Below are 19,203 nucleotides of genomic sequence, written 5' to 3'. Positions count from 1 at the left end.
GCGCCAGCATCTCAAGGCGAATTTTTCCAGTTATGTGGGGACGCCTGTCAGGCGCTAAGGGTCAGTAAGAATGATGCAACGTTCGCATCAAGGTCAACGCGACGATGGCGAGGGTTAATGGCGTACGCAAAGCCATGGAAAAGTTACACCGACCAGCTGGATCAGTTGGTTGCTCGAGGAATGGTTGTTACCGACCGGGATCGCGCGCTCGGGTGTCTTGAACGGATCGGTTACTACCGGTTAAGCGGCTACTGGTTTGCATTCCGCGAACGTAGTGAGCTGCTCTGCATGTTGGACGAGCACGGAAGGAAACCAAAGAAGGTAAAAGAGGACCGGGTCGCGCTAGATGCGTTCCGTGCGGGAGCGACGTTTCAGAATGCTGTGGACCTGTACGTCTTCGACAAACAGCTGCGTCTGTTGGTGATGGACGCACTTGAACGTGTTGAGGTGGCGCTGCGCGTGGATCTGTCTCACACCTTGGGCAGGCTTGACCGGTTTGCCTATCTCAAACCCGAGCTGTTCCATAACGAGTTTAGCGTTGAGCTTGACACGACTTCGGGTGTCACGCGACATCATGGTTGGCTTGGAAAGCATGCCCACCTGATTGGTCGTTCCAAAGAAGAGTTTGTGCGTCACAGCGTGGCCAAATATGGCTTGCCGTTGGCAATTTGGGTCGCCTGCGAAGTCTGGGACTTTGGCACGCTCTCGACCTTATACAACGGAATGCGCGAGTCCGAGCAGGATGCTATCGCGGGCCGCTATGGGGTGAAGAATGGTCGAGTGTTCGCTACGTGGCTGCGCAGCCTGAACTACCTTCGTAACGTCTGCGCGCATCATAGCCGCCTCTGGAACCGCAACATTGTGGATCAACCGAAGTTGTCGACAACAGCCGAGTTGGCGTGGGTTGCGCCATTTGAAGCTGATCCCCATGCGCGTGCGCGCTGCTTCCTTTTGCTCAGGATCACGCGGCATCTCCTGAGCGTGGTCAATCCCCGGTCAAGCTGGCCAGATCGGATAAGGTCGCATTTGCAGGCGTTTCCCCAGCTGAACCACCTTGGCTTAAACCTTGGCGGTATGGGAGCTCCGGGCGACTGGGAAAGGCACTGGTAGGGCGGCCCAATAAAAAACCCCTCAGCAGCTTCCTCGCCGGGGCGAGGTCACTGAGAGGGGCCGTGTTGAGGTCAATTCTAGGCTGAAGAGCCCCTGCTCGTCAAGATCAGTGACAGGTCGACGACGAGGGCCTGGGCCAAAAACGTGGTGGTAGGAAAGGGAAATATGGCAATTTGGCTCATTCGCGCCGGTTCGCACGGCGAATACGAACAAAAGTTCATCCAGGAAAATCGTGTCTATGTGACGTGGGGCGGCCTGAACGTAGATCTCTCCAAGTTGCAGCAGCGGAGCGAACTTACGGCAGTCATGGCGCAACGCTATCCCGAGGCCAAGCCTAAAACGTTGCAGAACTGGGTAAGTCAGATTTGGCCTTTTGCGCATGAAATGAAGAAGGGAGATCTGGTTGTGCTTCCGATGAAGACACAGCCAGTCGTTTATATCGGCGAGCTGATCGGCGACTACAAGGCGGACGTTGCGGGGCCTGATCCCTTCTTCCATTCTCGGGCCATCAAATGGATCGGCGAAGCTGTACCCCGTACACACTTTGGCAAGGACTTACTGTTCTCGTTCGGCGCGTTCCTCACCATTTGCCGGATCCGACGTAACAACGCTGAGCAGCGGATTGCCTCTATGCGCGCCAACAATTGGAAAACAGAGACCTTGGCCGCCGCAGCAAAAGCGCCGATAGAGGCGACTGATGAGGAAGTGGTGGCGGACACTGACTTGGACGAGTTGATTCGTGACCAAATTGCGGCACTGATATCTGCACGTTTCAAGGGGCATGGGCTAACTCGCCTTGTTGAGGGCATTCTGAAGGCGCAGGGTTACACCACCTATCGAAGCCCCGAAGGCGCTGATGGTGGTGCTGACATTCTTGCGGGGGCAGGCCCGTTGGGCTTCATCGCGCCACGGTTGTGTGTTGAAGTGAAATCAGAGGATTTACCGATCGGCCGCGAGCCTGTGGATAAGCTACTTGGTGCCATGACAAAGTTCAATGCCGATCAAGGGCTATTTGTGGCATGGGGTGGCTTCAAAGGGAATGTACAGAAGGAACTGGCTTCCCAGTTTTTCCGGCTTCGTTTGTGGACGCAAAAAGAATTGCTCGAACAATTGTTTGAGCAATATGAGCGTTTGGACGAGGACTTGAAGGCGGAGTTGCCGCTGAAGCGGGTATGGATGGTTGCCTCTCAGGAAGACACAGTCTGAGGGTGCAGGGATCCGTCAGATCGAAAGAAGTGACGGCTCATTCCTTGCACATTGCTACCATACTGTTTACACGTTCGAGCGGACTGTTCCCACACTACTCACACAGTCAATTGCCTCGTTGTTGCCACGCAGTGCACACATTGATTCCTGTATGTGCACACGATGTTCCCGCCTGGTTCACGTAGATTTGTCACCATGCGGCATCCGAAATGGACGCATGGATATTATTTGTCCCCGGCGTCTGCACATTCTTTGAGCTGCATTCTTGGAGCTCAAAGAATGTGGCCGCTGAGCTTGATGCCCTCAGGAATCATGCACTGCGGCGGATGGGGACAGCCCATTCTACGGTGCGTCCAGGAAGACGGCTTGTGATACCTGCTTGCGGCCATGAGCCGCGCTGTCGCCTCGGCGATTGAGAATTTACGACGATGCCGTCGAATCCCAACATTGACTTCAGACTGAAGAGGCGCAATGAGCTCCGACATCACGGGCGGATGATGTCTTGGTATTTCATCGTGTTCGAAGTGGCGAATTAATTTCTGTCTTGGATCATCACTATTCATCTCCGTGACGATGAATGAGCGTGGAACCTTCCGTGGGCCGCCGTGGAGCGACGACGATAGCTGGGCGGCGATTTTCATTGGCACATAAAAATTGCAGCCCGGCCTGGAGTTGTTCCAAATAGGATAGAAGCGCGTGGCGCGGCGGGCTTGTTGGTATTTCATCGTGGCGGCAGCCGTAGATCTAGTCAAAGCCGCAGACCATCATTCGCCGCTCGGAGCTGAACGGAGAGTTTGGGAAATGCGGTGAAAAGCTTGTGGCAACGGAAACGGGGTCGGGCCTTGAGTGTGGCAAGCAGCTTGTCGGAGTTGAAGGGCACCATAAAACCCCGGCATTGCGTGGCACTGGCCGTGAGCCACTCGGCATAGGCGCCCTCCGGCAGGAGCATGTCCATGCGCTTTCCCTTATTGGGCTGGTGGTAGTGCTTGAAGAGGAGATCGTCGCCCGCGCTGACGGTGAGAATGGTGTAGCTCTCAGGACGTTTTCTTACTCGAGAGGCGGCCCAATTTTTGTCCTTATGGCGCGATCCCCGACACGCCACGACTCGCTAGAAATTCCTCTGCCGTCTCCGCCTCCTCCGGCGTATGCGCCGCGCATCGCGTTTGCCAGAAGGCTCCCGCCACCAGCGTCCGGCCTGGCTGGCGACACGTCTCGCAGAGGCGCGCCGACATTGCCGCAGCCATTGCAATCATTCCGCGCTGCGCCTTGTTCGCATTCTGGGTGTAGAAGCTCAGCGTGCCGAATTTTTCTTTCACCTGGACCGCGACAACCTGCGGCGCGCCGTTGCGGTCCGTGGCGAATTGAAGCTGCTCGCAAAGCACGTCGATGAGGTCAAACCATCCGTCATTGCACATGAATCCCCAGCGGAGATTTGCAAAGATGGCGGGATATCGCTGACGTAACTGGTCTAGCTTCTCTGGCATGGGCTGGTCCTGGTTGGAATCTCGCACATGGCTGTCTGCGGCACAGCCACGCAACGCTCCACGTTCCAAAAGTTCGTTACGAACCTTTCCTGAACGAGGGAGCATGACCCAAGCTGGTTCCAATTCCAATATTTCGAGGGATCCCTTCATCATCGTTTGTGACAGACGGGATGGGCCTGGTGTCGGACATTTCAAGTCTTGCAACGCAGCTGGGCACGTTGGGGGACCGCGCGCCGGGTCATTGCTACATAAACCACACCTTTCTCTATCCAAGCAAACCATGAGCATTGATGTGATGGCCGTCCGTTGGTTCAGCCTCATCGCGGTGCTGGACTTTCTGGCCTTGTCCGGGACGAGGGCTCCTCCGTTGCGAGAAAGGAGCTTTACTCGCTGTATCGGTGTTTGCCAGTTTCGATGAATAGGCGGGCGAAGGCTTCCCAGTCGTACAGGGGCACGAACGGCTCGCCCTGGTCGTCGCAAACCATCGTTGAGCCTTGGGCGCTTTCTTGCCAGAAATTGAAGAACGGCAGGCGACGAATGTCCGCCACTCGTACTCGGTCACGCACGACCGGCAGGCCAAAGTAGGTGGTCTTGGACTGGCCGGGCATATCAGGGATACTCCGTGCGGGCGTGCACCACATTGAGCACTTCAATGGCAGTATTCATGACCGTTTAAACCATTGTGTAGTTCGGGGGAGGGCACGATTTCACGCGTGTGTGGCACCCCGCCAAGCCGGTGCAAGTAAGATGTTCGTCGGCGGGCAACACGGCGCTTTCGATGGGCTGCCTGATTATGCGCGTCGCCTGTGGGCTGCGCTCAACCTTCTTAACAATCCTGAGGTAATTCTTCGCTGATTCGATGAGGGCGTCCTTCCGGGCCATCGCTTCATCGTGAGGAACACTTTGGCGCGGCTCGGCCATGCTGGCTAATATTTGCACGGAACCAGCGGTCATAGCTCGCCGCTTGGTCTTCGGTCTCAAATTCTGAGACGATGGGGGAAAGGGCGGTCCCATGGCAAGACCTCCTATTGGATGCGTCAGCCCAGGCTGTCTTCGATTCGCTCTCTAAGAACCCTCCTGAGTGGCGCGGGCGATGGGTAAACTTTCTATCGTGCTTACCTGTAAATTTATCGGTTCGTGCTTCCACAGGTAAAAGGCATAAAAATCAGGATGTTAGGAGGCAGGACGTGAAGCGTCAGTCTACCTATCCGAAAAATGAGTATAAAATTGAGTACAAATGCCTTGGCGACCTTTGGTTCCCCATTAAAATTAAATAGATAGTCCATAACTTTCCGTTTAACGTCTGATTCCGGCGGCCCGCCGCCCGTGCGGGTGCCGCTGCTTGCTAGGCAGCCACCCGCGGGAAAGCACCCGTCGAAGATGTGAGCTTAGGCTCACATCTTCATCCTTCTCGATTCCATGGCCGCAGTCAACGCGCGGATCCTGGATCAAACATCCCCCCTGAATGTCTATCGATTTCTGATGCGGCGTTTCGCTGATCGGAGTGCATGCTTGCGCGCGGCGCCCGGCCAATGTTGGCCAGTCCCATGCGCCCTGTCGAACCCTTCGTTCGAGTCCGATTGTCGCGCTTGCCTATTGTGGATAGGCTCGACGTACTTTCTTCAGCGGACCATCAGGAATTTGCATGAGCAATCTATCGCACGCTCTGTCTGTCAGGCCAATTCGTCATCGTGGTATCTCCGCCGCTCGGCAGCCTGACCAACCTAACGCTGTCGGGCGCGAACCGTGGCGCCGCATTGACGTCCGGACCGCATGAGGGATGCCATGCAAGACGTCATCCGGGTGGTTCTCGCAGACGGGCATCCGATCTGCGTCAAGGGTGTGCAAGTCGAGATTGCGACGGCAGACGCCGCCAAGGTGGTGGCATGCGCCTTCAACTCGACTGAACTGTTCGACGTTCTTAAGCAGCATGAGTGCGATGTGCTGGTTAGCGATTACGTCATGCAGGGCGCCGATTTTGGAGATGGCCTTAGCCTTTTCGCGAGAATACGGCGTCGCTATCCCCGCGTGCAGTTAGTCGTGTTGACTTCAATCATCCATTGCAACGTGCTGCTTGCCCTGGAGCGCCTGGGAGTCAAGGCGATCGTCAGCAAGGCCGATCAGCCCGAGCAGTTGCATCTTGCATTGCGCGCCGCGCACAACGGGCAGTCCTATCGATCGCCAAAGATCCAGTCGGCACTGGAACGCGAAGTGCGGGAGCCGCGTGTCGATCGACTCGCATCCTTGACGTGGTGTGAGATGGAAGTGTTGCGGCATTTTCTGGCTGGCCTTTCACTAAGTGAGATCGCGATGAAGTTCAGCCGCAGCAAGCAGACGGTCGGTGCGCACAAGCGCGCGGCTATGCGCAAGCTGGACGTCGACAACGATATTGACCTGGTTCGCTACGGCATCAGATCGGGGCTGGCGGCGTAACGCTGGCGCCACCGGACATACCCGTCCGTGCGCTTTGGCAAGCCGTGCACACGCCAATCGACGGACCGCGCCGCGCACCGTTAAAGCTTTGGGGCAAAGGCGCCGTAAATGGGTAAGAGAGGGCATCTCGCCTTCTCTGCCTGTTTGCGAAAAGGAGATGTCATGGCCCGTTATGGATCCGTCCGAACATTCCTCCTCGTTGTCGCCCTGAGTCCCTCGTTGGCTGCTGCCGAAGGGGGAAGGATTTACTTTCAAGGCGCCATCGTAGATGCCACCAATTGCCAGGTGGCCGCCGTGCGGGTGGGTAAGGAGGCAGTGGCGCAGTTGCATTGCCAAACCCGATCAGGGGTCGCTGCTATCAGCCAATCTGAATTGCAGTCGCGAAGCGTGGACAAGCGCGTCGAACAAGTGGCGCTGGGCAACTCCAGCACCAAAGCCAATACCGGCTCCGACGTTCAACCCGGGCGCTACGGTCAACTTGTGACGTTGTCCTATCTGTAGACCATACCGGCCCGTCTTGCGGCCGAGGTAAGCGCGGTACGCGCGGGGCCAGCGGTCTATCCCGACCGTTGGCCCCAAAAAAAATGCCGAAAAGATAGGACGGGTACGATAAATCCGGCTTTATGGCGTTTTTTTGAGTCCCATACGATTCAAAGCCTTGGGGCCCCTGGGTAAACTAAAAAGTAATGTGCGTTGACTTACGGCGACGCACGCGTCGCGCCGCAATTGCCGGCACGTTGACGACTGCCCGGATTATAAAAAATGAAAATCTATCTTCAGCGCCCGTTTATTTTGCTGGCGCTAAGCCTGACCGTTGCCGGCGTTCAGGCGCAATCCTATACCATGACCGTTAATGGTCGGGTCACCATTCAGCCGTGCTCGATTACGGTGGATGCGGTATCGCTGGGTGATGTTCCGATTACTGAATTCGCCGTCGCCTCGGTTCCCGCGGCGCGGTATTCCAAGGGTTTCGACGTCCGCCTTCAAGAGTGCGATATCAACACCTTGACGACGGCATCGCTAAGATTCAATGGCACCCCCGCAGGGAACAACGGCGTACTGGCCTTGACGGCGGGTACGGGCGCGGCGAAGGGCATAGGCGTGCAAGTCGTTACAAACGACTATAGCCATGGCGACAACGGCCGCATTATCAGATTCGATGGCAGCGAAACCTACAGCTTCAATATCGGCTCCAAAAAAAGCACCTTTGGCTTTCTGGCCCGATATATTGTTGTGCCTTCTTCACCGGTGCGCAGCGCGGGCATCGCCAACGCGACCGCGACGGTAACGCTCAGCTATTCATAACCCCCCCCGCGGTCCGCATCACCTTCTTGGCATCACCTTCTGATTTAGGGCGCCCGTCTTGCCCCCGGCCGGCACTGCCGCATTGTGCTTCGTACCCGTCTGATTGAACGTGCAGTTCGCGTCCTGCAAACTCGTGATGAACCCACATTTATCTCATCATGAAAATCAATCAGATCATTCGCCGGGATGCCGGCCTGCCCGCTGTCTTTTCGCCAGGCCAGCTTACGGTTATCGCCCTGGGCGCCGTCCTCAGCTACGGCGTTATTTCAGGCAGCGGGTTTGCGCTCATGGTGGCGGGCCCCGCCGCTGTATTGAGCTATGGCGCGGCCGCGCTGGTCGCCATGCTGTTGATGCGCTGCCTGTCGGAATTGACGGCTGCGCACCCGACACCGGGCGCCTTCGGCTCCTATGCTGAAGCCTTTTTGGGGCGCCGAACCGGCTTTGTCGTTCGTGCCGCTTATGTCGTGTCCGTCGTGGCAATCGTCGGCACCGAAATTGCCATGCTGGAGTCCACCTTCGCGGCTTGGTTCGCGCCACTGCCGCCGGTGGTAGTCGCGGTCGGCCTGCTGATAGGGCTGAACGTTATGCACCTGGCAGGCGCGCGCGTGTTCGTTTGGGTCGAATCGGCCCTTGTTGCGATAAAAGGGCTGGCACTGGTGGCGCTTATCGCCCTGGCAAGCCATTACGCGATGGGCGCAGCGGACGTTTCACCCGAGGCTGTGCGCATCGCCTCCGCTGACTTCATGCAGGACCTGCATGCGCCAGCGCTATGGCAGGCCTTCGCCATTGCGACGATGGGCTTCATTGGTCTGGAAATCGTGTCTGTCGCCGCCTCGGAGACTCATGCGCGCAGCGCGTCCGTCGGCCACGGCATGCGCACCGCGACGCGCGTGGTCGCCCTGCTTGTCGTGGCCGGTGTGGCGGCATCCGCGTGGTTCCAATGGTATGAAGTTGCGCCGCCCGCGATGGCGCCTTTTGTGTTCCTGCTTGAGCTTGCGCAGGTGCCCGGGGCCAGGCTGGCATTCAACGTGTTGATGGTGGTGACCGTCGTGTCGATCTTGAACTGCCAGATCTATGGCGGTTCGCGCATGCTGTTCAGCATGGCTCGCGCGGGTCAGGCGCCCGCAGTGCTGGCGCAAGGCACCAAGCTTAGAGCGCCGGTTACTGCCGTGACGTTGCTGGCGGTGGCGGTTTACGCCGCGCATCACGCTTTTCCCGGCGTGGTGTACGTCGCCGTGTCTTCCATCGCCATCACCGCCATGCTGGGGATATGGATCTCTATATTTCTGGCCTATGTCCAATTCCGGCGCCTGCCGCAGAATGCCGCGCGGCGCTGGAGCGGCTGGCATGGCGCGCTGGGTGCACTTGTGATCGGGGCGGTGACGCTATCCACGCTATGGATCCAAGCGTTTGCGCCCGCGCTGTTATATGGCATTCCGTTTTTGTCGATGCTGGCGTTATGCGCGCCCAGGGCTTCCGGCGTCTGCGCATCCATGCCAACCGTAGCGCCGGCCCTTCCGATGTCAAGCCGGGAAATCCCGTCATAAACGCAAAGGTCTGAAAGGATTTCTCAGAAAATAGGACGGGTACTAGTTTTGATCGTGGTACTACCGTTATTTCGTTCTGGACTGATATTAATAAACTCGCACGCAATCTATTATTTCATCACGCTCAGATTGTGGAGCGATGCAAGGCAAAAGCCTTTTCGTTAAATCAACACGTCGAGTAAATCGAATGAGCAAGTTAGGTATCTGGGTCGACTATCAACAGAAGATTGTCTGCACCGAACTGCGTCGCCAAGCGCTAATTTCCGTTTCGGATTGGGCTTACGACGCAAGCGATTGCGCACAGAGGTTTTCTGCGACGTCTTACCAGGGATACCGCCTTTGGGCAGTGCCGTGTCTGCGGTTGATGCGTAAGCATCCGCTGCTGTCTCGTGTTCTTGCCCATGCTGTCCGGGGGATGGTGGCTGATATTAAATATCAACGAGGCGTAAATAATAAACCGCATTTAATGGGTTTGATTATTCGGCGGGGCGTTTTCTGGCCCGCCAACTTGTTAGTCGGCAGTTTGGCGGTCATCGCGCAAGTCGGCAGGCTTTCGCAAGTACACCATTCCCCGCAATTCGGCGTTGGCGGTTGATTGGCGAAAATATTTCTCTTAACGACGTAACTCAAACCAGGTTTCATAAAAATCATGACTAAGACTCTTCTCAGCACTCTGTTGGCCGCCTCTTTTATGGTCGCCGCCGGCACCGCTGCCGCCGCTGATTCCGGCAACATCTCCTTCCAGGGTGACATCACCCAGTCGGCTTGCTCGATCGGTGGCGGTCAGCAAGGCGCCGACATGGTTGTGAAGATGGGCAGCATCTCGACGAACATGTTCTCCGGCGTCGGCTCCAAGGGCCCGGAAACCAACTTCACGATCGCGCTGTTGGGCTGCGACACGACCGTGTCCACGTCCGCTTCTATCGCCTTCCGTCCCGGCGCCGGTAGCGTCATCAGCAACCGTTTGCTGAGCCTGGAAAACGGCAGCGGCGCCAAGGGCGTGGCAGTTGGCCTGGTGGCCGAAGACGGCACCACCATCGCAGTGGGTGGCCCCGGCGCTTCGTACAACCTGGTCAAGGGCACCAACAACTTCAACTTCAAGGCGTTCTACGAAGCCACCGATGCGGCCGTGACCGCCGGTAAGGCCAACGCCCGGGCCCTGTTCGAAGTTCAGTACTCGTAAGCACCCGGAAGGGGCCTCGCGCCCCTTTGGGCGGAATCCGGGTGAGCCCGGGTTCCGCCTCCCGTCCAGGTGGATCGTTGTCGACCGCATTGACGCGGTCCGAAAAACAACGTGCCAGATGTCGCCAAGCCCAAGTGTCCGGCGCGAGGCAGGCACGAATTCCCAAATTCAATCGCATGCGCGCATCGGCAGTTGCTGAGCATCCGGCGTGCGCGTCCGTTATGGCCCACATCTATGAAATTCAACCTTAAACAGCCTCTTGCCATGGTGGCGCTGTGCCTGGCCGCAGGCGCCGTGCAGGCACAGTCGGCAACGCTGAATGTCACGGGCAGAATTACCAACACGCCCTGCACGATCGAGGCAGACGCCGTCAATCTCGGCGACGTTTCGATCAGCGATTTCACGAGCGGCATCGTGTTGCCGCAAAAGTTCTGGAAGACCTTCAACATCACGCTGGGCGGGTGCGAGCTGAACACCTTGAGCACGGCGTCCATCAGGTTCAACGGCACGCTCGCAAGCGACTCCATGACGCTTGCATTGACAAGCGGAACAGGGGCTGCGCAGGGCTTCGGCGTCATGATGAAGAGCAGCGATTCAACCCATGCCGCGACCAGCCAAACGGTCTATTTCAACGGAACCAATCCGTTCAGTTTCAACGTGACGTCAAACAAGAAGACATTCGCCTTTCAGGCGTTTTACGTGAAAGTCGGATCGACGCAACGCCCCGGTGTTGCCAACGCCACGGCAACGGTGACGCTCACCTACGCCTGATCACGTTTCGCATCCTGACAACCTCGGGGTGCGCCACTTTTCTTCCCTAGCCCATGCGCGCTGGCGCGCGCGAATTCGCTGGATCGAGCCATGACCCTATTCTTCAGACGTATCCTTCCGGCGTGCGTAGCCGCCTCCTGCCTGATCGCCGGCAGCGCCGCCCACGCCGCCATTCAGCTGTCCAGCACCCGAGCGATCATGAACGAGAAAGATCGCAACGTGGCGCTCTTTGCCAAGAATCTGACGACGTCACCTTACGTGGTGCAGGCCTGGATCGATGGCGACGCCGAGGAGATGGAGACGCCGTTCTTCATTACGCCTCCATTGAGCCGCTTTGATCCGGCCAGCGAGCGCAGTTTGAACATCACGCGCGTGGGCGATGATTTCCCCAAGGACCGCGAGTCGTACTACTGGGTAAACGTGCTGGAGATTCCGCAGAAAGGCGACTCTGCGGACAATAGCCTGACATTGGCTACGCGCACCCGCATCAAGCTGTTCTATCGCCCGGAAGCCATTCAGAAGCTGCCGCGCGGCGCCGAGCAGTCGAAGTGGTCTGTCGTGCGAGACGGCAAGAGCTGCCGCCTCGCCGTGGACAACGCCTCGGCTTACACCATCAACTTTGCCCGCATCGATGTTCCCGGAGAGCCGGAAGAACTGGGCAAGGCCGTCATCGCGAAGCCACTGGAAACGACCTACATCCCTCTGGGCAAGTGCCCGGCGGGCGCGCTGTCGGTAACGCCGCAAGTCGTCAACGACTACGGTGTCATTGACGCGTGGCCCACCGTCTCCGCCGGCGAACGCGAAGCGAAAACCATCGAGGCAGCGGCTGGAGAAGCGAAGTGAAACTTGGGCGCAAGCTGCCGGGCCGCTGTATGGCTGTGGGCACGGTGGTGATTCTGGGTTTGGCGGGAGAGCCGTCCGTCCGGGCGGCCGAGCCGACGCAGGCCGCCACGGCATTCGACAATAGCTTTCTGTATCGAGGCAAGAATCAGCCCGATGTGGACTTGTCGGTATTTGCCTTTTCCAACCGGGTGCTGCCGGGGATGAAGTCGGTGTCGTTGCGCCTGAACGGTCAGTTTGTAGGCGCCAAGGAGATCGAGTTCGTGACGGTTCCGGGCAAGGAAGATGCCCAGCCATGCCTGCCTGTGTCGTTGTTGGAAGCAATCGGCGTCAACATGCTCGCGTTCCCGTATCTGGCGCAGGCAAAGGACATCGAATGCACGCAAACCCTGGCGCTCATTCCGTCGTCCTCGGCCGCTTTCGATGCCGACAAGAACCTGTTGACCCTGTCCATCCCGCAGGCCGCACTGGTGCGCCAGGCGCGCGGAGTGGTGTCGCAGGAGCTTTGGGACGTGGGCGAGACGGCGTTCTGGTCGTCCTACCGTTTTTCATACAACGATATGCGCAGCTCGGGTGGCTCGGGCAATTCCAATAACCGAAGCAGCTTTCTCAGCTTGCGCAACGGATTCAACGCGGATGCCTGGCGCCTGCGGGCCAATGGCACGTATTTTCAGAGCGACAACGGGTCCAAATGGGATTGGAGCGATTTTTACGCAGAGCGCGACGTCGCCGCTTGGCGCGGATGGCTTCGCCTGGGCGATAGTTCGACGTCGGGCAACGTGTTTACATCGACCCGATTTCGCGGCGTGCAGTTGCGATCTGATGAAGGCATGCTGCCGGACAGCATGCGCGGATACGCGCCTGTCGTGCGCGGCGTTGCGCCGAGCAATGCCAAGGTGACCATTCGCCAGAACGGGCATGTCATTTATTCCACGTTCGTGGCGGCCGGCCCGTTCGTGATCGACGATCTGTACTCAACGCCGGGCGCGGGCGACCTGGAGGTCGAAATCGAGGAGCTGGGCGGCCGCACGACGCGGTTTTTCCAGCCGTTTTCCGCCTTGCCCGCCATGATGCGCGAGGGTATCTGGAACTACAACTTCGCGGTGGGCCAGCACCGGCCCAACTATGGCGAGGACAAGCCCATGCTGGGGCAGTTCACGCTGGCCTATGGCCTGCCTTACGGATTGACCGCCTACGGCGGCTGGACAACGGCCGAGCGCGGCTATCACGCGGGCGCGTTGGGCCTGGCGCTGAACATGGAATCGCTGGGTGCGGTGTCGGTGGATACCACCAGCTCGCGCTCGCGACAGGCCGACGGAAAGACGCTGGTCGGCACCGCCGCGCGCGTCCAGTACGCCAAGTCCTTTCCGGGCAGCGGCACGGACTTCACGCTGGCCGGCTACCGCTATAACTCAACCGGCTTTCGTAGCTTGGAAGACGCCATCCGCGATCGTACCGATAGCGGCTTCTTCCAGGGCTACCAGCGCCAACACGAGTATCAGCTGTCGTTGTCGCAACGGATGGGAAGCGTCGGCTCGCTGTCGTTCAACTATTTTGGTATCGGCTACCGGAATGCGTCGCGCAAATCGGAATACATGCAGCTGGGCTTTTCCAGTGCCATTGGCCGGGTCGGCTATTCCGTGAACCTGGGCGTGAACAAAAGCCCATGGCAGGACCGGCAGTCCACGGTCATGTTCACGTTGAGCATTCCGCTGGGTGGCTCGCACACGGCAAGCTATTCGATGAACCACAGCTCCGGCCAGGGCACGAGCCATGACGTCAACTTGAATGGCGCCTTGAATGACGACTATTCGGCTACCTATGCCCTGCAGACGGGCGTGAGTTCCGGCGGCGGCGATAACGGCGCCCACGCTTACGGGTCAGTCGGCTATGCCTCGCCAATAGGCCAGGGCAACCTTAGCCACGCCTATTCTCGCCGTAACTCGAATACCAACGTCGACTTCAGCGGCGCCATGGTCGTGGACAGCAAGGGCGTGTTGCTGGGGCAATCGCTGGGCGAAACCGCCGTAGTGGTCGAGGCCCCCGGGGCTGCCGGCGTGCAGGTGGATTCCTATCCCGGTGTGCGTACCGATGGTTCCGGCCGAGCCTTGATTCCGTATGCCAGCCCGTACCGGGAGAACCGGATCTCGCTGACGCCGAACCTTGACGATCAGGCGGCCACGATCGAGCAGAACGTGCAGACCGTCGTGCCGACGCGGGGCGCTATCGCGGTGGCGCGCTTTGACACGGCAATCGGACGCACGCTTATCGCGACGTTGCGCGGGTCGGACGGACAGGATCTTCCCTTTGGCGCGGCAATCTACGACGCCAAGGGAGAGCAGCGCGGCGTCGTGGGACCTGTTGGGCGCGCGTGGTTGACCGGTCTGCAAGGCGCGAATCACTTCGTCGTGAAGTGGGGCACGCAGCAGGAACGGCACTGCGCCTTTGAAATTGACGTGTCGGTCGAAGAGCTGAAGACCGAAGAGGTGAAAAAGGAATTGACATGCGCCTGATCGGAATAATGCGCCCCAACGGGCGCCCACAAATTTGCTTTGGCGGTCCCGTCCGGCCCGTAACCGGGCATTCCTTGCTGGCCGCCGTGACGTTGGCGGCCTGCCTGGGCGGCATTGCGCAGGACGCGAGCGCCGGCCCGTTGGACACGCGGGCCGTGGCATGTACCGTAAACAACGGCGGCACCACCGGCAAGGGGAACAAGTATCTGGCGTACTCGGCCACGAGCAACCGCTACACGGTGTCGCCCCTTCGGGTGGCACAACCCCTGCCCACGTCCGGAGCGCGCGGCGACGTGCTTTTCTCGACGGCCGAGCGCTCCTATCCCACGCTTGAAGGGGAATCGCAGGGCTTGGCGGCCCCGCTTTACAACTGTCCCATGGGAACGGTGGAGTATTTCACCGGCAACGGCACGTATGACGCCGCCTCAAGAAGCTATGCGACCGGCCTCCAAGGCATTGGATACCGTGTCTATTACTACATCGGTGAAGGCGAGGAACTGGCTGCGCCTCAGCAGTTCAGCAACTCCTATTCGCAGGGTGCGCTGGTTTTTCCCATGTCGTCGAGCACGCGGGGGTACTACCGGACGCGGATCGATTTTGTCGCGACCGGCGCCGAGATCAAGCCGGGAACAATCAATTCCAGCAACGTTTACGGCACGGCTTCGGTGTCGGCGGCGGTTAATGGGTTGCCGGGCCTGTTCCGGGTGGGGCTGGATCGCAACATCACCATCAGTACGCCGACCTGCACGGTCAAGAATCCGGGCAACCTGGTAATCAACCTGAATGACGTCAGCATGGCCGCCATGAACAGCGGCGCAGGCGAGAACGCACTGTATGAAACCGAGTTGCAGGTGGAATGCTCGGCTGCCAGTCAGGCGTCTCCCACGGTCAGGCTGTCTTCCATCTATGTCGCCGGCGCATCCTATCCGGGCACACTGTTGAACCAGGATGCGAATGGCGCGAAGGGAGTGGGCGTCCGGTTGTGGCTGTATGACCCGGCCATCGGTCAACATCGCATGGCGACGTTCAATACCACCGACGCCAATCGAGGCACCGCCATTGGCGCCAAGCCCACATCGGCGTGGTCCTACAAGCTTGGTGCTTCGTATCTGCGCGTGGGCGGCGCCATCAGCGCCGGCACGGTCAAGTCGACGGCCACCGTAACCTTTACGTATAGTTGACGGCATCGCAGGGGGATGCAAGGCAGAGGGCGGTATCGGTGCGGACCGCCTTCTGTAGGGTTGCCAAGCAGTCAGCACCATGGGTTCGTCCGCCGAGCCTGGGACTATCCGCGGTGACACGACACCCGGATGACAGTTAACGACAATGCAAACTAATGGTGCTTGAATGCGAACCTTGCCTGATATTCCGCCCTTGCCAGAGGACCCCCAGCTTCGGGAAACGCTGGCGACGATCATATCGTCGATCGGCCGCTGCGATCGCGATGCGCTGCTTGAAGGCAAGCCCTTCGTGCAGGTGATGAGCGATTTCGACTCCATTCTTATTTTGGAAATATTGCTGGAGGTCGAAACTGAATTCCAGATCACGACCGACGACATGTTGCCGACCGATGGCGCGTACCAGCCGCAGGAAATCACGAACTCCTTTCCCGAAGACCTCAACAGCCTGATGGCCTACATGCGCGCGGTCGTTGCGCGCATCGATGCCGCCAGACAGGAGGCGGCCGCGGCTGCAAACGCCGTGCCTGCCGCCGCTGAGACGCCGAAAGCGCCAGGCGGGGGGGCCAGCGATGCCGCGTAACAGAGTCTTCATCACCGCTATCGGCATGGCCTCGCCACTGGGCGACACAGCGGAGAAAACGTTCGATGCGCTGGTCGCGGGCCGATGCGGCGTCGGCAAGCATCCCGACATGGCTGTCGACAAGCAGGTCGGCTTCGTCCGCGAGCCTGTCGTGGTGGACGCCTCGCCCAGCCAACTGCGATCCATGGATCGTGTTGCCTTGCTGGCACAGTACGCTGCCGACCAGGCTTTAGCCCAGGCCGCGCTGACCCGTGAGCAGCAAAGCGAATGCGGCGTGTTTGTCGGAACGGGGATCGGCGGCGTGTCTTCGCTGACCGAAGCCGTCGAAATCCATCATGGCTTGTCGCCCCGGCGCACCTACCTGGTGGTGCCATCGGTCATGCCCAACGCCGCCACGGCGCAAATCGCCCAAACGTTGAAGTCCACCGCAGAGGCGCAGACTTACGCCACCGCCTGTTCGGCCGGGGCCGTGGCCATCGGTGAAGCGTTTCGCCGCATCCGTGACGGCTATCTGGATGTGGCCATCGCGGGCGGGACGGAATCCATGTTGACGGAGATCATCGTCAAGGCATGGAGGCAGCTGCACGTGCTTTGCGCGGACATGACCGAGGACTCCAGCGCGGGCGGCTGCCGCCCGTTCAGTGCTCGGCGCTCGGGATTTGCGTTGGCGGAAGGGGCAGCCATGCTGGTGCTGGAATCCGAAGCGCATGCGCGCGCGCGCAACGCCGTCGTGATTGCCGAGCTGGTCGGCTACGGCGTCAGCAATGACGGCACGCATCCGTTGCGTCCCGACGACGTCGGGCAGGCGCTGGCAATGTCGCGATGCCTGGCCGATGCCGGGCTGGCCCCCGGGGACGTCGGTTACATCAACGCGCACGGCACCGGCACCTATGTGGGCGACCGGATCGAGACGTCGGCCATCAAGCGCGTGTTCGGCGATCAGGCGGGCGCCGTGCCGGTCAGCAGCATCAAGGGCGCGCTCGGCCATACGATCGGCGCAGCCGGCGCCATTGAAGCGGCCATCACGGCGATGTCGGTGGCGCGCGCGATAGTACCGCCCACACTGTTCTTTGAAGCCGGCGACGAACAATGTGATCTGGACTATGTGCCTGACGCCGCACGGCCGTTGCCGGCGCTGGATGCGGCGATCAGCAACTCGTTCGGCATGGGCGGCAATAACGCCGTGCTGGCGTTCAGAAAGGCAAACCTGAGCTGACGCATCGGGTCATCCGCGCCCGCGATGCGGCATTACAACGAACGCAATTGCGTGCCGGTCCAGGCAAGGTTAATGTCGCATCGTCAGCGCCGACAGGGCGCCCGCTTTCGGGGATAAGCGTTGGGGACTTTTACGGTTGTCATGGCGATGTTGGTCGCCGTTTTGCTCAGCGGCGTCCTGGTCCGCTTGATTCCCCTTGCCGTCCCCCTGCCTTTTGTGCAGATCGCACTGGGGTTCCTGATCGCCGCCGTGTTTCAGCGGGGCGTGTTGATCGAACCCGACATTTTCTTTTTATTCTTCCTTCCGCCCTTGTTGTTCCTGGACGGCTGGCGGGTGTCCAAGCTGGCGGTTTTGCGCGAATCGTCATCCATTTTGCAGCTGGCGTTCGGCCTGGTGTTCCTCACCGTGATCGGTGTGGGATACCTGATCCATTGGATGATTCCGCAGGTGCCCCTGCCCGTGGCCTTCGCCATTGCAGCCATCGTTTCGCCGACGGATCCTGTTGCGGTCGAGGCGATCTCGCGCCGCGTCCACATTCCCCGGCGCATGATGGCCATTCTGGAAGGCGAGGCGTTGTTCAACGACGCGAGCGGCCTGGTTGCCTTTCGTTTTGCCGTGGCAGCGGCCGCGACCGGTACGTTTTCGCTGTCGCAGGCGACGCTGTCTTTTTTCTGGGTGTCGATTGCCGGTTTGTCGATTGGCGCCGGGTTGACGTGGCTGGTCATGCAGCTAAGAACGTTCATCACGCGCCGGCTGGGCGAAGAGCCGGGCGCCGAAGTGCTGCTAAGCCTGCTGACACCGTTTTTCGTCTACTTCGTTGCCGAGCACGCGAACGCCTCCGGCATTCTCGCCGCGGTTGCGGCCGGCATCATGATGAGCTATTCCGAGCTGTCTGGCCGGGCGCTTGCCGCCACGCGCATGGAACGCCGGGCGGTCTGGGACATGGTGCAGTTCACGCTTAACGGCATGATCTTCGTGCTGCTGGGCGAGCAGTTCCCCACCATCCTGGCCGGCTTGTCGCGCGCAGCGGGGCAGGCCGGTGGCCAGTCACTGTATTGGCTGCCGGTCTATGGCCTGGCGGTGTGCCTGGGTTTGGTGTTTTGCAGGTTGCTGTGGGTGACGGTGTCACTCAAGCTCAGTGCCATGGCTGCCCGGCGCCGCGGCCTGCCGCCGCCCGAGGTGGGCTTGCGCGTGATTCTGGCCGTGTCGGTGGCCGGGGTGCGCGGCGCGGTGACGCTGGCCGGCGTCATGACGTTGCCCTTTGCCCTGGACAGCGGGGCCCCGTTTCCCGCGCGGGACCTGGCGGTGTCGTTGGCGGCCATGGTCATTGTGTTTTCGTTGTTGCTTGCCAGCGTGACCTTGCCCGGTTTGATGCGCGGCTTGCACTTCCCCGCCAACAGCCGGGTGCAGCGCGAGGCTTCGCTGGCGCAGGAAGCGATGCTTCAGGCGGCATTGGACAGTGTGGCGCAGGGCGCCAAGCAGCGGGTTGCCGAGCACCCGGACCAGGCGTCTCTTTATATGGAGGTTGCCGATAGTTTGATCGCCACCTTGCGCCGCCAGGCGGGCGAGACGCCTGACGGGGCATCGGCCGAAGACGTCGCCAAGCAGGCTGAAATCGAACGGCAATTGCGCCTGGAAGCGATTGCCGCATCGCGAGAAGCCGTTTTCCATTTGGCTCGCACGCACCGGATTTCAGATGCGTTGGCACGCGAACAGGTCCGGTTGCTGGATCTGCATGAGGCGCAACTGCGCTAGCGCTCCGACGCATCAGATCGGCATCGCATCTATCGTCGCCTGTGCATTTCACAATGATTGAAACTCTGGAGTCGTCCTT

The 19,203-nt window shown here is 59.7% G+C and carries 19 protein-coding genes; 15 read left to right on the top strand and 4 right to left on the bottom strand.

Annotated features, from left to right (window positions below; translation table 11 throughout):
* The first annotated feature begins 117 nt into the window (after nt 1–117).
* Entirely contained in the window at nt 118–1,110 is a 993-nt protein-coding gene (locus AC6LJY_RS03470; RefSeq protein WP_498135311.1) for an Abi family protein, read from the top strand.
* A 165-nt stretch (nt 1,111–1,275) separates the two neighbouring features.
* Nucleotides 1,276–2,316 carry a restriction endonuclease gene (locus AC6LJY_RS03465; RefSeq protein ID WP_498135310.1) on the top strand — a complete coding sequence of 347 codons (1,041 nt, stop codon included), beginning with the start codon at nt 1,276–1,278 and terminating at the stop codon, nt 2,314–2,316.
* Nucleotides 2,317–2,588: 272 nt separating this feature from the next.
* On the opposite strand, the gene AC6LJY_RS03460 is transcribed toward AC6LJY_RS03465, so the two are convergent.
* The 4 genes from AC6LJY_RS03460 to AC6LJY_RS03445 all read right to left on the bottom strand — a co-directional run bounded on the left by AC6LJY_RS03460 (nt 2,589) and on the right by AC6LJY_RS03445 (nt 4,408).
* On the bottom strand, nt 2,589–3,041 hold the full coding sequence (locus AC6LJY_RS03460; protein WP_498135309.1) for a hypothetical protein: 453 nt from the start codon (nt 3,039–3,041) through the stop codon (nt 2,589–2,591).
* A gap of 23 nt (nt 3,042–3,064) precedes the next feature.
* Nucleotides 3,065–3,271 carry a hypothetical protein gene (locus AC6LJY_RS03455; protein WP_498135308.1) on the bottom strand — a complete coding sequence of 69 codons (207 nt, stop codon included), beginning with the start codon at nt 3,269–3,271 and terminating at the stop codon, nt 3,065–3,067.
* A 121-nt stretch (nt 3,272–3,392) separates the two neighbouring features.
* Nucleotides 3,393–3,800: a hypothetical protein gene (locus AC6LJY_RS03450; protein ID WP_498135307.1), complete on the bottom strand. Its 408-nt coding sequence runs from the start codon at nt 3,798–3,800 to the stop codon at nt 3,393–3,395.
* A gap of 383 nt (nt 3,801–4,183) precedes the next feature.
* On the bottom strand, nt 4,184–4,408 hold the full coding sequence (locus tag AC6LJY_RS03445; protein ID WP_498135306.1) for a hypothetical protein: 225 nt from the start codon (nt 4,406–4,408) through the stop codon (nt 4,184–4,186).
* Nucleotides 4,409–5,585: 1,177 nt separating this feature from the next.
* Between AC6LJY_RS03445 and AC6LJY_RS03440 the strand changes: the two genes are divergently transcribed.
* The 13 genes from AC6LJY_RS03440 to AC6LJY_RS03380 all read left to right on the top strand — a co-directional run bounded on the left by AC6LJY_RS03440 (nt 5,586) and on the right by AC6LJY_RS03380 (nt 19,124).
* A complete protein-coding gene (locus AC6LJY_RS03440) occupies nt 5,586–6,233 on the top strand; it encodes a response regulator (RefSeq protein ID WP_498135305.1) in 648 nt (215 codons plus the stop codon).
* Between the two features lie 162 nt (nt 6,234–6,395).
* Nucleotides 6,396–6,734: a hypothetical protein gene (locus AC6LJY_RS03435; RefSeq protein ID WP_498135304.1), complete on the top strand. Its 339-nt coding sequence runs from the start codon at nt 6,396–6,398 to the stop codon at nt 6,732–6,734.
* A 261-nt stretch (nt 6,735–6,995) separates the two neighbouring features.
* Complete coding sequence (locus tag AC6LJY_RS03430; RefSeq protein WP_498135303.1) at nt 6,996–7,538, top strand: fimbrial protein; 543 nt, start codon at nt 6,996–6,998, stop codon at nt 7,536–7,538.
* 158 nt (nt 7,539–7,696) lie between these two features.
* Nucleotides 7,697–9,085 carry an amino acid permease gene (locus AC6LJY_RS03425; protein WP_498135302.1) on the top strand — a complete coding sequence of 463 codons (1,389 nt, stop codon included), beginning with the start codon at nt 7,697–7,699 and terminating at the stop codon, nt 9,083–9,085.
* A gap of 187 nt (nt 9,086–9,272) precedes the next feature.
* A complete protein-coding gene (locus tag AC6LJY_RS03420; protein WP_448706739.1) occupies nt 9,273–9,680 on the top strand; it encodes a hypothetical protein in 408 nt (135 codons plus the stop codon).
* A gap of 54 nt (nt 9,681–9,734) precedes the next feature.
* Nucleotides 9,735–10,268 carry a fimbrial protein gene (locus AC6LJY_RS03415; protein WP_498135301.1) on the top strand — a complete coding sequence of 178 codons (534 nt, stop codon included), beginning with the start codon at nt 9,735–9,737 and terminating at the stop codon, nt 10,266–10,268.
* 234 nt (nt 10,269–10,502) lie between these two features.
* Nucleotides 10,503–11,039, top strand: coding sequence for a fimbrial protein (locus tag AC6LJY_RS03410; protein ID WP_448706737.1), 537 nt, complete (start codon nt 10,503–10,505; stop codon nt 11,037–11,039).
* Between the two features lie 90 nt (nt 11,040–11,129).
* Nucleotides 11,130–11,882, top strand: coding sequence for a fimbrial biogenesis chaperone (locus AC6LJY_RS03405; RefSeq protein ID WP_448706736.1), 753 nt, complete (start codon nt 11,130–11,132; stop codon nt 11,880–11,882).
* Nucleotides 11,879–14,392: a fimbria/pilus outer membrane usher protein gene (locus AC6LJY_RS03400; protein WP_498135300.1), complete on the top strand. Its 2,514-nt coding sequence runs from the start codon at nt 11,879–11,881 to the stop codon at nt 14,390–14,392. Before AC6LJY_RS03405 ends, AC6LJY_RS03400 begins: the two co-directional genes overlap by 4 nt.
* Nucleotides 14,383–15,573 carry a fimbrial protein gene (locus AC6LJY_RS03395; RefSeq protein ID WP_498135299.1) on the top strand — a complete coding sequence of 397 codons (1,191 nt, stop codon included), beginning with the start codon at nt 14,383–14,385 and terminating at the stop codon, nt 15,571–15,573. The genes AC6LJY_RS03400 and AC6LJY_RS03395 overlap by 10 nt, the downstream gene beginning before the upstream one ends.
* A gap of 166 nt (nt 15,574–15,739) precedes the next feature.
* Nucleotides 15,740–16,153, top strand: coding sequence for an acyl carrier protein (locus tag AC6LJY_RS03390; RefSeq protein WP_448706733.1), 414 nt, complete (start codon nt 15,740–15,742; stop codon nt 16,151–16,153).
* Nucleotides 16,143–17,369 carry a beta-ketoacyl-[acyl-carrier-protein] synthase family protein gene (locus AC6LJY_RS03385; protein WP_498135298.1) on the top strand — a complete coding sequence of 409 codons (1,227 nt, stop codon included), beginning with the start codon at nt 16,143–16,145 and terminating at the stop codon, nt 17,367–17,369. Before AC6LJY_RS03390 ends, AC6LJY_RS03385 begins: the two co-directional genes overlap by 11 nt.
* 141 nt (nt 17,370–17,510) lie before the next feature.
* Nucleotides 17,511–19,124 (top strand): Na+/H+ antiporter, encoded by a 1,614-nt coding sequence (locus AC6LJY_RS03380; protein ID WP_498135297.1) that lies wholly within the window; start codon nt 17,511–17,513, stop codon nt 19,122–19,124.
* Nucleotides 19,125–19,203: the final 79 nt, after the last annotated feature.

This window comes from Achromobacter sp. RT286_PF (assembly GCF_059760425.1).
The sequence above is the reverse complement of the archived record's forward strand: the minus strand, read 5'-3'. Positions and strand labels throughout refer to the sequence as shown.

Coding starts and splice junctions, on each gene's coding strand:
- AC6LJY_RS03380 (WP_498135297.1), top strand. CDS start 17,511: ATGGCGATGTTGGTCGCCGTTTTGCTCAGCGGCGTCCTGGTCCGCTTG.
- AC6LJY_RS03440 (WP_498135305.1), top strand. CDS start 5,586: ATGCAAGACGTCATCCGGGTGGTTCTCGCAGACGGGCATCCGATCTGC.
- AC6LJY_RS03430 (WP_498135303.1), top strand. CDS start 6,996: ATGAAAATCTATCTTCAGCGCCCGTTTATTTTGCTGGCGCTAAGCCTG.
- AC6LJY_RS03435 (WP_498135304.1), top strand. CDS start 6,396: ATGGCCCGTTATGGATCCGTCCGAACATTCCTCCTCGTTGTCGCCCTG.
- AC6LJY_RS03450 (WP_498135307.1), bottom strand. CDS start 3,800: ATGCCAGAGAAGCTAGACCAGTTACGTCAGCGATATCCCGCCATCTTT.
- AC6LJY_RS03425 (WP_498135302.1), top strand. CDS start 7,697: ATGAAAATCAATCAGATCATTCGCCGGGATGCCGGCCTGCCCGCTGTC.
- AC6LJY_RS03395 (WP_498135299.1), top strand. CDS start 14,383: ATGCGCCTGATCGGAATAATGCGCCCCAACGGGCGCCCACAAATTTGC.
- AC6LJY_RS03405 (WP_448706736.1), top strand. CDS start 11,130: ATGACCCTATTCTTCAGACGTATCCTTCCGGCGTGCGTAGCCGCCTCC.
- AC6LJY_RS03410 (WP_448706737.1), top strand. CDS start 10,503: ATGAAATTCAACCTTAAACAGCCTCTTGCCATGGTGGCGCTGTGCCTG.
- AC6LJY_RS03470 (WP_498135311.1), top strand. CDS start 118: ATGGCGTACGCAAAGCCATGGAAAAGTTACACCGACCAGCTGGATCAG.
- AC6LJY_RS03385 (WP_498135298.1), top strand. CDS start 16,143: ATGCCGCGTAACAGAGTCTTCATCACCGCTATCGGCATGGCCTCGCCA.
- AC6LJY_RS03465 (WP_498135310.1), top strand. CDS start 1,276: ATGGCAATTTGGCTCATTCGCGCCGGTTCGCACGGCGAATACGAACAA.
- AC6LJY_RS03460 (WP_498135309.1), bottom strand. CDS start 3,041: ATGAAATACCAACAAGCCCGCCGCGCCACGCGCTTCTATCCTATTTGG.
- AC6LJY_RS03390 (WP_448706733.1), top strand. CDS start 15,740: ATGCGAACCTTGCCTGATATTCCGCCCTTGCCAGAGGACCCCCAGCTT.
- AC6LJY_RS03445 (WP_498135306.1), bottom strand. CDS start 4,408: ATGCCCGGCCAGTCCAAGACCACCTACTTTGGCCTGCCGGTCGTGCGT.
- AC6LJY_RS03415 (WP_498135301.1), top strand. CDS start 9,735: ATGACTAAGACTCTTCTCAGCACTCTGTTGGCCGCCTCTTTTATGGTC.
- AC6LJY_RS03420 (WP_448706739.1), top strand. CDS start 9,273: ATGAGCAAGTTAGGTATCTGGGTCGACTATCAACAGAAGATTGTCTGC.
- AC6LJY_RS03455 (WP_498135308.1), bottom strand. CDS start 3,271: ATGGACATGCTCCTGCCGGAGGGCGCCTATGCCGAGTGGCTCACGGCC.